At 40.6% G+C, this 13607-nt stretch carries 14 protein-coding genes and 1 other annotated feature; of the genes, 6 read left to right on the top strand and 8 right to left on the bottom strand.

Annotated features, from left to right (window positions below):
* The first annotated feature begins 87 nt into the window (after positions 1 to 87).
* Complete coding sequence (locus BOD01S_RS23350) at positions 88 to 417, top strand: hypothetical protein (RefSeq protein WP_036158967.1); 330 nt, start codon at positions 88 to 90, stop codon at positions 415 to 417.
* Between the two features lie 476 nt (positions 418 to 893).
* Here the strand turns inward: BOD01S_RS23350 and BOD01S_RS12575 are convergent, their stop codons facing one another.
* Together BOD01S_RS12575 and BOD01S_RS12570 are read right to left on the bottom strand one after the other, a co-directional pair.
* Positions 894 to 1322 (bottom strand): MarR family winged helix-turn-helix transcriptional regulator, encoded by a 429-nt coding sequence (locus tag BOD01S_RS12575; RefSeq protein WP_036158965.1) that lies wholly within the window; start codon positions 1320 to 1322, stop codon positions 894 to 896.
* A gap of 18 nt (positions 1323 to 1340) precedes the next feature.
* Positions 1341 to 2093, bottom strand: coding sequence for an SDR family NAD(P)-dependent oxidoreductase (locus BOD01S_RS12570; protein WP_036158963.1), 753 nt, complete (start codon positions 2091 to 2093; stop codon positions 1341 to 1343).
* A 200-nt stretch (positions 2094 to 2293) separates the two neighbouring features.
* Here BOD01S_RS12570 and BOD01S_RS12565 point away from each other — a divergent pair, with 200 nt between their 5' ends.
* From BOD01S_RS12565 to BOD01S_RS12550, 4 genes are all read left to right on the top strand, one after another.
* Positions 2294 to 2845, top strand: coding sequence for a histidine phosphatase family protein (locus BOD01S_RS12565; protein WP_036158961.1), 552 nt, complete (start codon positions 2294 to 2296; stop codon positions 2843 to 2845).
* A gap of 18 nt (positions 2846 to 2863) precedes the next feature.
* Positions 2864 to 3319, top strand: a complete 456-nt coding sequence (locus tag BOD01S_RS12560) for an NUDIX hydrolase (RefSeq protein ID WP_036158959.1) — start codon at positions 2864 to 2866, stop codon at positions 3317 to 3319.
* Positions 3320 to 3332: 13 nt separating this feature from the next.
* A complete protein-coding gene (locus BOD01S_RS12555; RefSeq protein ID WP_036158957.1) occupies positions 3333 to 4178 on the top strand; it encodes a pentapeptide repeat-containing protein in 846 nt (281 codons plus the stop codon).
* 289 nt (positions 4179 to 4467) lie between these two features.
* Positions 4468 to 7557, top strand: a complete 3090-nt coding sequence (locus BOD01S_RS12550) for an MMPL family transporter (protein ID WP_036158955.1) — start codon at positions 4468 to 4470, stop codon at positions 7555 to 7557.
* Positions 7558 to 7660: 103 nt separating this feature from the next.
* Here the strand turns inward: BOD01S_RS12550 and BOD01S_RS12545 are convergent, their stop codons facing one another.
* Positions 7661 to 8623 (bottom strand): quinone oxidoreductase family protein, encoded by a 963-nt coding sequence (locus BOD01S_RS12545; RefSeq protein WP_036158953.1) that lies wholly within the window; start codon positions 8621 to 8623, stop codon positions 7661 to 7663.
* Between the two features lie 231 nt (positions 8624 to 8854).
* Between BOD01S_RS12545 and BOD01S_RS12540 the strand changes: the two genes are divergently transcribed.
* On the top strand, positions 8855 to 9721 hold the full coding sequence (locus tag BOD01S_RS12540; RefSeq protein WP_036158950.1) for a fructosamine kinase family protein: 867 nt from the start codon (positions 8855 to 8857) through the stop codon (positions 9719 to 9721).
* 71 nt (positions 9722 to 9792) lie between these two features.
* Here the strand turns inward: BOD01S_RS12540 and BOD01S_RS12535 are convergent, their stop codons facing one another.
* From BOD01S_RS12535 to BOD01S_RS12515, 5 genes are all read right to left on the bottom strand, one after another.
* Positions 9793 to 10257 (bottom strand): NUDIX domain-containing protein, encoded by a 465-nt coding sequence (locus tag BOD01S_RS12535; RefSeq protein ID WP_052125002.1) that lies wholly within the window; start codon positions 10255 to 10257, stop codon positions 9793 to 9795.
* A 306-nt stretch (positions 10258 to 10563) separates the two neighbouring features.
* A complete protein-coding gene (locus BOD01S_RS12530; protein ID WP_036158948.1) occupies positions 10564 to 11100 on the bottom strand; it encodes a GNAT family N-acetyltransferase in 537 nt (178 codons plus the stop codon).
* Positions 11101 to 11104: 4 nt separating this feature from the next.
* The gene (locus tag BOD01S_RS12525) at positions 11105 to 11878 is read right to left on the bottom strand and encodes a nucleotidyltransferase domain-containing protein (RefSeq protein WP_036158945.1); all 774 of its coding nucleotides are present in this window, start codon (positions 11876 to 11878) and stop codon (positions 11105 to 11107) included.
* Complete coding sequence (locus tag BOD01S_RS12520; protein ID WP_052125001.1) at positions 11875 to 12579, bottom strand: phosphopantothenoylcysteine decarboxylase domain-containing protein; 705 nt, start codon at positions 12577 to 12579, stop codon at positions 11875 to 11877. Before BOD01S_RS12520 ends, BOD01S_RS12525 begins: the two co-directional genes overlap by 4 nt.
* Before the next feature lie 166 nt (positions 12580 to 12745).
* Positions 12746 to 13297: a GNAT family N-acetyltransferase gene (locus BOD01S_RS12515; protein WP_088321705.1), complete on the bottom strand. Its 552-nt coding sequence runs from the start codon at positions 13295 to 13297 to the stop codon at positions 12746 to 12748.
* Between the two features lie 32 nt (positions 13298 to 13329).
* Positions 13330 to 13531, bottom strand: a binding site (T-box leader).
* Positions 13532 to 13607 lie beyond the last annotated feature (76 nt).

The following is a 13607-nucleotide window of genomic DNA, read 5'->3' as shown; positions in this document are numbered from 1 at the left end:
GAATACAAACAATACTTTTAGACCAGGACATATAGTTAAATAACGTTATTCCGGTTAAACTGGTGATTATTTACTAATCCACTTACAATGGGAATAATTTTACATTTATTATGTTACACTAATAGTGCAGTTATAGAAAAATACAATGTTTTGATATGGATTATTTCATATAAACCAATAGTAACTCATGGACAAACAATAATAACCGATCCTAGAGAATTATATGTTTTTATGGTCCTATACGATTGGTTAACATTGGAACAAAATGCTGCTAATCTAAAGGCAACTAGTTCAAAATCAGCTAGAACTGCTTGGAAATTCAAGGCTTCTCATAAAACAGGTTTACACACATTTACAAGAGATCTTGCGGTCTATGCAACAAACTCAAGTATTTATGCTCAACTAGAATTGCAATAATATTTAAGATGAATTAGCTGTAGGGGAGATAAATAATGGACATAATAGTTTTAATCGCAATATTATTAATTATTTTTTTCACGAGTAGCACAATAGAAAAAAAAATAGAAAAAATGAATGATAAAAATTCAGAGATAATTGAGTTATTAAAGGATATAAAAAATGAACTTAAGAACAAATAAAGAACAATGATTTTTTTGCCTTATTCCCAAAAGGAGTAAGGTATTTTTTTCATTAAAAATTTTTATATAAATCCATCATTTTACGTACATCAAGATCTTCTACCCTAAAACCTATCTATCCAGTTTTAAAATTCCATTTTTCGCCTTTTAATCTTGCGTAACCAAAATTATACAAAAGGGATGAGAATATATGAAAGTATTAAAATTGCCCTAAAACTTAAAGGCATTGACCCCATTATTTTATTAATAAAAAATGTTCTATCATCTCTCAGACAGATGATAGAACATAAAAAACTATTTATTTTTTATATGATTCAAAAGTTTACGCTGAATCTGAATATACTGATGTAATTCTTCCTCAGATAAGACCGAATAGATGGTCTTATAATAATCCTGTCCAAGTACTTCCACTTCTTTTAATATAGCATTTCCTTTATCGGTAATTGTAAAGTACACTGTACGACGATCATGCTGGTCTTCTGTGCGGGCGATATAGCCGGCATCCATCAATTTATTTGAGATAGCTGTAATACTACTTTTTGAATAGCCTAGCTTTTTTGCTAAATCAATTGGCTTACATCTACAGCTTTTTTTGACCTCACTCAAAACAATCACAGCGGAAATGCCAATCGGTTGTGAAAGCCCTTCAGTAAATTTGATGATGCTGGCATTATTCACTTGTTCCACCATATTAATCAATTCGTAAATACTTGGTTTCTCCATATGACGCTCCTTCAAATATTAGCGCAGCTGAATCGAACCGCCATCCACCATTATCGTTTGCCCTGTAATATAACGGGAGTCTTCTGAAGCTAAAAATACGGCAACGCGGCCGATGTCCTCTTCTGGCTCACCCCAACGTCCTAGCGGAATAGCAGACAGGCTTTTTTCGTACATTTCAGGGAATGCCTCTGCCCATGCCTCTACTCCCGGAGATTTTGCAATAGGACTAATTAAATTGACATTGATATTGTATTTTCCCCATTCGTTGGCTGCAACACGGGAAATAGCGCGAATTGCTTCCTTTGCTGCTGCATAAGCCGTTTGTGTCGGCTGACCAGATAGTCCGGCACCTGATGCAAAGTTAATTACATTCCCTTGAGATTCTTTTAAATAAGGGAATGCAGCCTGCATTAAATAAAATGTTGGGTAGAAGCCTGTCCCGAAAGAGAAATCCATATCTTCCTGCGTAATTTCTTCAAATGGTTTTTGTTTCGATGCATGCGCGTTATTTACTAATACATCTAACTTACCATATTTCTCGACAACCGCTTCCACAACTTTCGGTAAGTTTTCACGGTCTAGCAAATCAGCTTTGAAAAATTGTGATTTTGGGGAAATCGCTTGGACCTTTCCTTCGACCGCTCTGCCAGCTTCTTCATTCACATCGACAAGCGCAAGGATTGCTCCTTCTTTTGCCATTGCTAATGCCATTCCTGTCCCAATACCACCAGCACCGCCTGTAATAATAACGACTTTATCCTGTAATTTCATACTGTTATCACCTCATGAAAGATTTTTCATTCTTATCATAACGCTAAATAGTTCACTAGTAAACTGTATAGAAAATTCAGTTTATTAATAACGAAATATTACTTCTTCTCTTTTAATACCATTATTTGTATAATAAAGTCGATCATAAAACTGGAAAAGATTCGATTTAACAGCCCTATCTTTGTGGAAGGAAGAATCCTATGACTATTGTCTATTTTGTAAGACATGCTCATTCCATCTACTCACCGGATGAATATAATCGCTCGTTATCTCTAAAAGGTCTTCAAGATGCGAATTTTGTAACGAATAGATTAAAAGACCAACAAATTAATGCTGTTATATCCAGCCCCTATAAAAGAGCAATTGAAACAGTTCAAGGAATTGCGGACGCACAGGGCACCCAAGTAATAGTTTTAGAAGAGCTAAAAGAACGAATAGTAGCTTCAGGTGCGGTAGCTGATTTTGAAGAGGCAATGTGTCATTTATGGAGCGAGCCTAACTTTGCCTACGAAGGCGGCGAATCCAATCTCGATGCACAGAAACGGGCTATACCAACTTTCAATGAAATTTTAAAACAATACGAAAACACCCAAATTGTTGTAGGAACCCATGGAAATATACTAACACTCATTTTGAATGCATTTGATCCTGCAATTGGATTAGCCTTTTGGAGGGAACTGAAAATGCCTGATATTATCAAAGCTGAGTTTCATCAACTTGAACTAATCAGCCTGAAGCGAATGAAATTATAATGTGTAAGGAGAATATGGATGAGCTATATTATGGAGTTGCGTAAGAAGATCGGCACTATGCCGCTTATAATGGTAGGTGCCTGTGTCATTGTCATTCGTTCCGATCAAAAAATTTTGTTGCAGCTTCGGAAAGATAATGGCTGCTGGGGACTACCCGGCGGATCGATGGAGCCTGGCGAATCATTGGAACAAGCAGCGAGTAGAGAGCTTTATGAAGAAACAGGATTAACGACTTCCTGCCTTTCTTTACTCGAAGTGTTTTCAGGAAAGGATATGTACTATCAGTACCCTCATGGTGACGAAGTATATAATGTCGTGGCTGCTTTCGTATGCGATACATATAGTGGTCAATTAATGAAAGATGAGGGCGAAGTAGAAGACATTCAATTTTTCTCAATTGATGCCCTACCCTCTCTCATCAGCCCGCCTGATCGACAAGTCTTAAACTACTATTTAAAGATAAATGAAATTTGAAGAGGTTATAAACATGTATAAAGAAACAATGAAAATCAGTAGAGACAGTTTAAAAGCTGATTGTACGAAATGCTTTGCACTCTGCTGCACAGCGCTCAATATTATCGCATCAAGTGATTTTGCAATAAATAAACCTGCCGGAGCAGCTTGCCTAAACTTACAAAAAGATTTCCGCTGCAGGATCCATCAAAATTTAAGGGACAATGGGTTTAAAGGATGCACAGTATATGATTGTTTAGGTGCAGGGCAGAAAGTGTCACAGGACACTTTTAATGGCCAAAGCTGGCAGGAGGATCCTGAAATTGCAAAAAAAATGTTTAGTGTATTTCCTATCATGGAGCAGCTTTATGAAATGATGGCATTTATTGCGGAGGCATTAACTTATCGTGTCTCCGACTCATTACATATTCAGTTGAATAAACAATTAGAAAAATTGCAATGTTTGACGAATATGGATGCTGACGAGTTATTGTCACTCGATATAGGAAGCTGCCGAATCCCGGTGAATGAGTTACTCTTAGAAACAAGTGAATATATCCGAAGTGAGCTTAGTTCAAAGGTTTTCAAGATTAAAAAAGGAAAGCAATGCAGAGGCGTCGATTGGGTTGGCAAAAATTTAAAAGGTAAAGATTTAAGAACGACCGATTTAAGAGGCGCGTATTTAATTGCGGCAGATTTACAGAATTCGGATTTAAGAGGTGTTGATTTTATCGGTGCTGATTTACGTGATGTAAATGTAAGTGGTGCTAACCTATCAACAAGTATGTTTTTAACTCAAATGCAAATTAATTCGGCTAAAGGTAACCAGAAAACTATCTTGCCTACGCATATCCAGCGACCGTCTCATTGGGTTGATTAAATTTTCTACTGCTGTTTTTTAAAAAGGCCCATCAAAACCAATAGAAAAAGCGTGTTTACTCAGTATGCTCTCATAACACGCTTTTTCTATTTCTCATAATTCCCCCGCTGCTATTTCCCGGCAGCTTTATCTTCATTAGCTTCCGCTTCATTTTTTCAAAAGTCTCCCTCTTTTATAGCCAACATTTTGTTTGATAGCGTTTATAAACGGCAAATATGTTACTTATATAAATAACAATCCACTCCTTTGTGCAGTATAAACAATATAGCTTGTAGAGAGGAAGAAGGAAATGAAAAATAAACGGACACTAGCCGCTGTCTTTTGGCTTGCAGCAGTTGTAGTCATGCTGCTTGTCATGCCGGATTTAAATAGACTCGTGCAGGAAAAAGGGCAAGTTTCACTCCCTGATGATCTGGAAAGTGTCGTTGGGACGAAGGTATTGAACGACCTCATGAATGAAGGAAAAGACACCTATTCCTTCGCTTATGTATTTCATCGGGACGAGGGCTTAACCGAAAATGACTTTACATCCATAGAACGAGTATTAAATCAGCTTGATCCTAACAAACTCGGCATCGTTGACACATTGTTCCATACAGAAAATGAAGCGGCTGCCAATCAGCTGATTAGTGAGGATGGTACAATAGTTCTTGCACAGCTATCTATCGATAAGTCCATTGGTACAGCGAAGGAAGCTGCTTCCATGCTTCGGAAGGAAACATCCGATTTAGCAATGGATACGTATGTGACAGGAGCAGATATTGTCGTCGATGATTTTGCCACAACGACACAAGAAGGGGTAAAAAAGACGGAAGTCATAGCAGTTATCTTTATTATTACTATTTTAATTATCATTTTCAGATCCCCTATTGTACCTGTCATATCTCTTATAACTGTAGGGATAGCCTATGCGATTTCCCTCTCAATCGTCGCACTGCTTACAAAGTATATCGATTTTCCCTTTTCAAATTTTACCCAAGTGTTTTTAGTAGTAATTTTATTTGGGATCGGTACCGACTATAATATTCTCCTATTTACACGGTTTAAAGAAGAGCTGGGCCGTACAGACCATATTGCCAGAGCAATCAGCGAAACTTATAAAACGGCAGGCAGAACTGTCCTATTTAGCGGCACGGCAGTATTCATCGGTTTTGTTGCGCTGTACTTCTCCCAATTTTCAATGTACAAAGCAACGAGCGGCGTGGCAGTCGGTGTCCTTATATTGTTGCTCGTGCTGATGACCTTAAACCCATTTTTCATGGGGTTACTTGGGTTTAAATTATTTTGGCCGATCAAAACAATCCAAGCCCGCCAAGGAAATAAGCTGTGGGCATTTATTTCAAAATTTTCATTTGCACGTCCGTTTGTCGCTATCTTATTCGTCTTGATTTTGTCTGTCCCATTTATCATTTCCTATACTGGTGAACTAAACTACAATGATCTAATAGAAATCGATGATAAATATGAATCAAAGCAGGCTATCAACCTGATTGAAAAGCATTACAGCGCTGGAATGAGCGCACCGGCGACACTTGTTATTGACAACAATACTTCGTTAGCAACAAACCCCTATTTAAAGGCGATTGACGAGCTGACAGGTGTTATTGCAGATACACCAGGTGTAGCGAAGGTCTACTCTCCTACTCGTCCTGAAGGAAACCGTATTGAAGAGCTTTACGTTAACGAACAAGCTTCTACTGTAGAAGAAGGTTTGAATAGTGCACAAGAAGGAGTCGGTACCATTCAGGGCGGCCTAAATAAGGTAAATGAAAGGTTATCAGAAAAACAGGATGTCAGCGGTGTCCAGCGGCTTATTGATGGAACAGCTGCACTACAAAACGGCGCGAACCAGCTGACTGCAGCATTGGATGAGCTGACAAATGGACTGGAGCAGGCACAAAGCGGGTCGACAGAGTTATCTTCAGGTGCCGGCAGACTTCGGGATGGACTTAATACGCTTGAGCAAGGTATGACCCAATTGGAAGCATCTTATAGTCAACTTGCGGCCGGGTTTACACAATACCGTTCATACTTCACGCAGGTAGATCAACTTATTGCTTCAAGCAAGCAGGCATACGAAGGTATCCTCGCCTCATTGAATAACTATGTACAAACAACACCTGATGCAGCAAACAATGAAGACATCAAAACAGCCATCGGGATTGCTCAAAAGGGACTTCAATCGCTCTCTTCACTGGATGCCGCGTCACTGTCCAGCAAATACGATGAATTGACTGCAGGTATGACCAAGGCAAACACTGCCCTTGCTAATGCAAAACAAGGTCTGACAGCTTTACAGCAAGGCGCTGACCAGCTTGTGAAAGGAGCTAACAGTTTGTCAACAGGTGTCGGATCGGCCTCAAGCGGCGCTGATCAAATCGCTTCAAATTCAGCTTCCCTATCGGGCGGGCTATCAGCAGTGCAAAACGGACAAAAGCAGCTTCAAGAAAGCCTGATCTCGCTGCAAGCTGATATGGAGGAGCTGCGCAGCGGATTGGGACAAGGTGCAGAAGGGTTATCGGAAATTTACGCCGGTCTTGGTGAGGCGAATGGTTATTTAGAAGAGCTCTCAAAAAAAGAACAAGGTACATTCTTTATCCCTGAAGAAGTACTTAACGGAGAGTTCCAGGAAAGTCTGAACGCTTATATGACCAATGACCGTACCGGTGCAACCTTCAATATAATACTGGATGTGAATCCTTATACGGAAGAAGCAATGGATATTATCCGTGACATAAATAAGCGGATAGATGGTTATGTTGAAAGCTCAGCCCTACAAGACGCAGATGTTTATGTTACAGGCAAAACAATGAGTAATGCAGACCTACAGGATGTATCGCAGGCAGACTTTATCCGCAGTGCCATTATTATGATGGCTGGCATCAGTGTCATTTTATGGATTATTACACGCTCGTTTTTACAAACACTCGTCATCGATGCCAGTCTGTTGCTTGCCGCCTTTGCAAGCTTTGGGCTTACAGAGCTTATTGCGAATAATTTGCTGGGCTATGATATGCTCAGCTGGAATGTGCCGTTTTTCACGTATATTATGATTGTGTCATTGGGCGTGGATTATTCCATCTTCCTGATGATGCGTTATAACGAAACTGCGGAACTCGGACGGGGTGAAATCGTGCAGGCATGTACACAAATGGGCGGTGTCATACTGGCCGCAGCCGTTATTTTAGGTGGTACATTTGCAGCGCTTATTCCTTCAGGCATCGTTACCTTGATTCAAGTGGCCATCGCTGTTATCATCGGTCTGGTAATACTAGCACTTTTCATTATGCCGATGTTTATACCTGCATGCTTAGGTATTGCGCAGAAAGTGGAACGTATGATTGAAAGAAGAAAACAGAAAAAATTGAACCAGCCATAAAAGAAATGAAATAACTGCCCTAGTTAAAAAGATGCTGTCTGCACTGCAGACGGCATCTTTTTTTTCTAAACTGTCAGATGGAATTCCGCATGAAACCAGCCTTCTACAGCTTTAATAAAATTTTCCCCTGATGTGTTCTGCCTTCCATCAATTGGTGAGCACGCTGAACATCCTGCAGTTCAAAAATCTCAGTGATCGGAATGTGCACTTTTCCAGCGAGCAGATAGTCGAAAATTTTATGTGCTGCGGGTGCCAAGCGTTTCGGGTTTTCTTTTCGTGTTGTACCCAGGCTGAAGCCTTTTATATTTCGGCAGCTGCTATGTACGTCAGCAGTCGAAAATTCCCCCTTCAGGCCGCTGCTGTTACCAAATTGTACTAGTGTTCCGTAATTAGCGAGACAGGCTAGACTTTTTTGTGTAATATCTCCAGCTACCGAATCAAATATAACCGTGGCGCCTTTTCCTTCCGTTTCCTCCAGCACTGTCTCCACAAAATCATCATAATGGCAAACTACCTCTGCCCCCATCTGCCTCACATGCTCTGCTTTCTTAAGATCTCCGACTGTCGCAATGATTTTCCTCACCCCAAAAAGTTTTGCAAATTGTGTCAGCATAGTGCCTACTCCACCCGCTGCACTATGGATGACTATGACGTCAGATTCGACAACGTGCGCGACCTCATGCAGAAGCATATACGCAAGGATGGAAACAGTCGGCATCGCTGCAGCCTGCTCCATTGAAATGCTATCCGGTAAAAGAAATACCAGATCCTCTTTTGCCGTTACATATTCCGCATAAGAACCTGTATCCGGAAATGCGATGACACGGTCTCCTTTTTTAAACCGCGTATTTCCCCCATCTTCTATAAAGCCTGCAATATCCAGACCGAGCGTAAAAGGAAATGCTCCCTTTGCCTTCGAACCAATCCGTGACTTGATATCCGCATAATTGATGCTCGTATAAGCACCTTTAATTAACACTTCATTTTGCGCTATTACTGGTACAGGTACTTCTTCACATTTCAGTACACCTGCATCACCAAATTCATATTGTCTGATTGCTTTCATTTTTCCATCCCCCTGCTGCTTTTTTAATCTTTTTATGGCAATCTCCCTTTATTATACACAAAATGGAAATAAGGGAGCTTGTAAGGGCACGCTGGTCTATTTTTATTTATTCGCATCCGACAAAGGATAGCAAATTATTTTATATTTTATGGGAAGATAATATAAAATATTATGAAATAAGCTAGGCAATATGATATATACGATATATAAGGAAATTTAGAGGTGATTTCGATGAAGCGACGTATAATGCAAGCTCTCCGGCAGCTTGAGCAAAACCCGAAGCTGCGCAGTATCCAATCCGTTTCCGGTGGAGACATCAATGCGGCCTTCTTTGTAGAAACAGATGTACAACAATATTTTATCAAGCTTAATAAAAATCAACCGCTTGATTTCTTTCGTTTTGAAGCAGATGGTTTATGTAAAATCAGCAAGACCCGGACAATTGCCTGCCCTCATGTGTATGCAGTGATGGAAATAGATGATATGCCAATGCTCTTGATGGAATGGGTTGAAGGCAGAAAGACGAAAGATACAGAAAAGCAATTAGGAGAGAATCTTGCTGCACTGCATCTTTGTGAACAATCACATTTTGGCTATGAGAAACAAGGCTATATAGGTGGACTCAAACAGGAAAATGCACTATTTGATAATTGGCTATCTTATTACCGCGATGTTCGGCTGAAGGGACAACTTGAACGGGGACGAGAAGAAGGAAGAATTTCAAATGAGCGAGAGAGGCTTCTGGAAAGGCTTCTGGAACAGTTGGACCGCTGGATTCCTTCACAGCCGAAAAAATCTATCCTTCACGGTGATTTATGGGGCGGTAACTGGATGACCGGTCCTGAAGGGACACCGTTTATTATCGATCCTTCCATCTTGTACGGTGATCATGAGTTTGAGTTAGCGTTTACTGAGCTATTTGGCGGCTTTAGCAGTGACTTTTATGAATCCTATAAGTCCGTCCTTCCTCTTAGTGACACATATGAGGAACGCAAGGAATTGTACCAGCTGTATTACCTGCTAGTTCATCTAAACCTTTTCGGCGAATCGTATGGCCGGCCAGTCGATCAGATTTTAAAAAAGTACGCCTCTCTGTAGCAAACTTTATAATTACAGCAGAACAGACCTAGTTAAATTGAAGACGGCAGCCCATTAGTGGCTGCCGTATTTTAATTATCCAAAGTTTTCGTAGCGATAGATAATCGTCTCAAAACTTCACCGACTGCCCAACGATGATAATCATGTAAAAGAACGTTTTGTGCCTCCTCGATCTCTATCCAGCTCAAGAAATGATCTTTTTCAATAGGTTCGTGTCTTTTTTCTAAAAGTTCCGCCAGATAAAAATAAGCATCCCCAAGAAACGGCTCGTTTTTTCGGCTAAAGAAATATTGCTGTGCATGTCCAATAAAATCACCGATTACAATTGAGTATCCCGTCTCTTCTAACACCTCTCTTATTAGACAGCAATGAAACGCCTCATTCTTTTTCATACCGCCTCCGGGCAGAAAGTACATCCCTTCAGGGTTACGAACCGTTAATAGCAGATTCTTTTCTATATTGAAAATCACCGCATAGACGCCTCGTCTGATTTTATAATCAAATCCTTCTTCCATCTTGCCAAATAGGTTCGTCACATACCCACCCGCCTTATTATCTTTGATCGTTGCTGTTCTTATAAATGTTTATAAAGTACAATAACGCATTCCCTGGTATAAAGATCAAGACGCAGATCGCTTTGCTGGTACCCTATTATTCGGGCAATCCTTCTTTTTATAGCTCAAAATTTACTTTATCCAAAAATCATCTAGCACTGCTTTTCAACCCGTCCCACGTCACTTCATCGGCAATTTTGAAAAAGCGTCTATTAATCTATTTTATTTAGGAACGATTTATATGAAGATTTCTTTTTTTGTCCTGTATTCATAGAATAGACACGGCGTTTAATAATCCTTTTTCAACAATCCATACACATGGTGATCTACGAAATGGTCATACAGCCACTCACTTTCCCGTATACAGCCTTCTTTTCGGAATCCAAGCCTTTGTGGAATGGCCTGGCTTTTTTCATTACCTTCTGCAGCGCGGATCTCAATTCGGTGGAGTCCAAGTTCCTCAAAGCAGTACGCAACTACAGCCTCACATGCCTTCGTCATAAGTCCGTTCCCTTGAAAGCCTTCACCTAACCAGTAGCCGATAGAGGTAGACCTGTTGGACCAATTGATAGCGTGTAAACCGATAATACCGGCAATCTTTCCTTTATAACGAATAGCTAGTTGAAAGCCATCATTGCGTGCGAATTGTTCAAGAGAGAGACGAATGAACTGCTCCGAATCCTCTATACTTGTCGAATAGTCAACCCATGGCAGCCATTCCCGTAAATAGGATCGTGAAGAGTCGATCAGCTCTGCCAATTCCTTCGCATGACGCTTTTCAAATAACCCTAACGATAACTGCTCGTCTATCTGTAAACAAAACATATTGTTATTTTCCTCCTTTCCATTTCTCTTTCATAACTCGCCATAACGGCAAACTTACCTCAGATTCCGGAACAACTCCAAGAACAGCTGCTTCTTCGCATTCAACAAAGTTCATTAGCAGCTTCGCTGCCTGAGGATGATTTTCTACGTTTAAGTAGCGGTAAATATGTTTGAGCTTGTTCAATGGTTCAGCAGGCAGTGACCGCTCCAGTGTCTTCATGCCAAGCTGCGCACGCTCTGGACAATAAATATGTAGCAGCAATTTGGAAAAATGAGCTATTGAATGATTGAGCAATTGGATAGACCATACATCATTGCCCCGTTTTGAGCTGAAGTAATATTGGTATAAAAACCAGACCGTATCCTCCCAGGCATCCTGCAGTTCCGGCTCATCGAGCGCTAAGCTTTGCTGATGTATAAGAGCAGTAAGTTTTCCTTGGGGATCATATAACACTTTTACCATATCTTTAGCTGTATAACTCTCTTCTGTGACCGTGAAGAGATCAAGATGAACGAGATTATCATAAACAGCTATTATTTGAGGGGCAATAATGTAAATATCATCGTAATATAACAGCTCCTTGTATGCACGAACATGCCCCAACCGTCTAGGCAGAAACTCTTCCATATCTTCCTTATTTACAAGGCAGTAAAGGTCAATATCGGAGTATTCATCATGCTCATTCCTCCCCATTGAACCTTTTAGAAAGAGTGCCTGCACAAGTTCATCCTTCTCCAGGCTTGCCACAAGCTTTTCGACAGCCTCATCAATTATCATGACAGGGCGCCTGCTTTCTCTTCAGGAGAGATGAACTCACCTTTTAACGCCTCTATCAACGACTGAGCTGCCTGTTCCTTGCCGCTTACTTCCAGTATTTCTCCGCTTTGTTTAATGATAAAGTGAGGTTCTTCTTTTCCATAAAGAGATTTTGAAGTATTCGCCACCATCACCTGAGCATCTGATGTTTCCATCCGCAGCTTCGCCCGGCTAATTAAGTAATCCATATCTTCTGTCGCTTCCAGTTTAAAGCCGACCAGTGTCGTTTTGGGTGACCATTTTTTTATTTCCGCAAGGAGCTTCGGTGCTTTTTTAAAATGGATAATCGGCGGCTCATCTGACGGCATTTTTCCTTTTTCCGTCATTTCCTTGCCGGATTGGTCAAATACTTTATCAATCACCCAGTCAGAGCCTGCTACTGCCATAATGACGGCGTCTACATGCTCACTTTCGAGAATTTCCTTTAGCTTTGTTCCTAGATCCTCTATTCCCTCAAACCGCACAAGATGCATATGTTCTGCATGTTCGGGTAGTTTCGCGAAATAGCCGTGCATATAGATGACTTTTGCTCCAACAGTAAATGCTTTTTCTGCCAAAAGACATCCCATTGTCCCTTTAGATAGATTCGTATGACCGCGGACATCATCCCACTTTTCCATCGTTCCTCCGCTTGTAATTAGTACTGTTTTCTCGTCTAACATGATGCTTCCCCCGTTATTTGTTTATTGAATAATTGTTTCAACCCATTATATGGCATCTATATTCCTCACTGCAACATACTGGATTTCTGGCCGAACTAATAAAGGAAAGTCCTACTAACTATATTGCTGAAGGAAGGAGTAATAGCAAAATACGCATGTAAGCTGCTCAGTTTGAGTCAGTCCTTAATACTCCGAGAGGAAATTGGAGATTCTCCCAAGCATATGTCAACAAATTCAACCCTTCTCCATATTGCGGTACCTCTTGGCTGTCGATCAGCTTTGCCCCGAGTCTTTCATAAAAATTCCTGCTTTCGTTTTGGTCAAGCACCTTGACAATGGTATTTTGGAAGCCTGCCTGTGCAAATGCATGAAATAACGCTTCCAGTAAAAGCTTTCCGTAGCCATTTCCTTGTTCTTCCTTGTAAAAATAAATGGATGTGACATCACCATCATATTCAGGGTACTCACCTTCTTTTACCTGTGATCCATCCGCAAATCCAATAATCTGTCCCTCTTTTACGGCAACTAATACGATATTTCCTTCCTTGGCTATGTTATGCTTCCAAAGTTCGGTTCTCCGGCCTACGTCTAGTCCGGAAATGATAGAATCCTTCATGATGCCGCTATATGTCGTTCGCCAGCTTTCCACATGCACGTTGGCAATATCCTCGGCATCCTTCCCTACAGCTCTTCGAATTTCAATAACCAACTCATCCATCCCCTTTCTGAAAATAAAAAACTCCGCCTCTATAAAGAGGCGAAGTTATTTCCGCGGTACCACTCTCATTGACCAAAAAGGTCCACTTATACTGTAACGGTAGCTGCCGTTCATGCCTACTCGGCTTCAGCATGAATCCTCCTGGACGAGTTCAGAGTGCCGAATACTGCCTTGCACCAGCCAGCAGCTCTCTAAAAAACGGTTGCTCCTACTACTTCCAATCAATGAATGTATATGAGGTTAGAAAGAATATATAGAAAAAGCTGGGCTTAGTCAAGTAAATTTTTCCATTTTGATTATCCGTTAAATA

This window comes from Lysinibacillus odysseyi 34hs-1 = NBRC 100172 (assembly GCF_001591965.1).
GTDB classification, from domain to species: Bacteria; Bacillota; Bacilli; order Bacillales_A; family Planococcaceae; genus Lysinibacillus_B; species Lysinibacillus_B odysseyi.
This window is presented reverse-complemented; position numbering and strand designations above follow the sequence as displayed.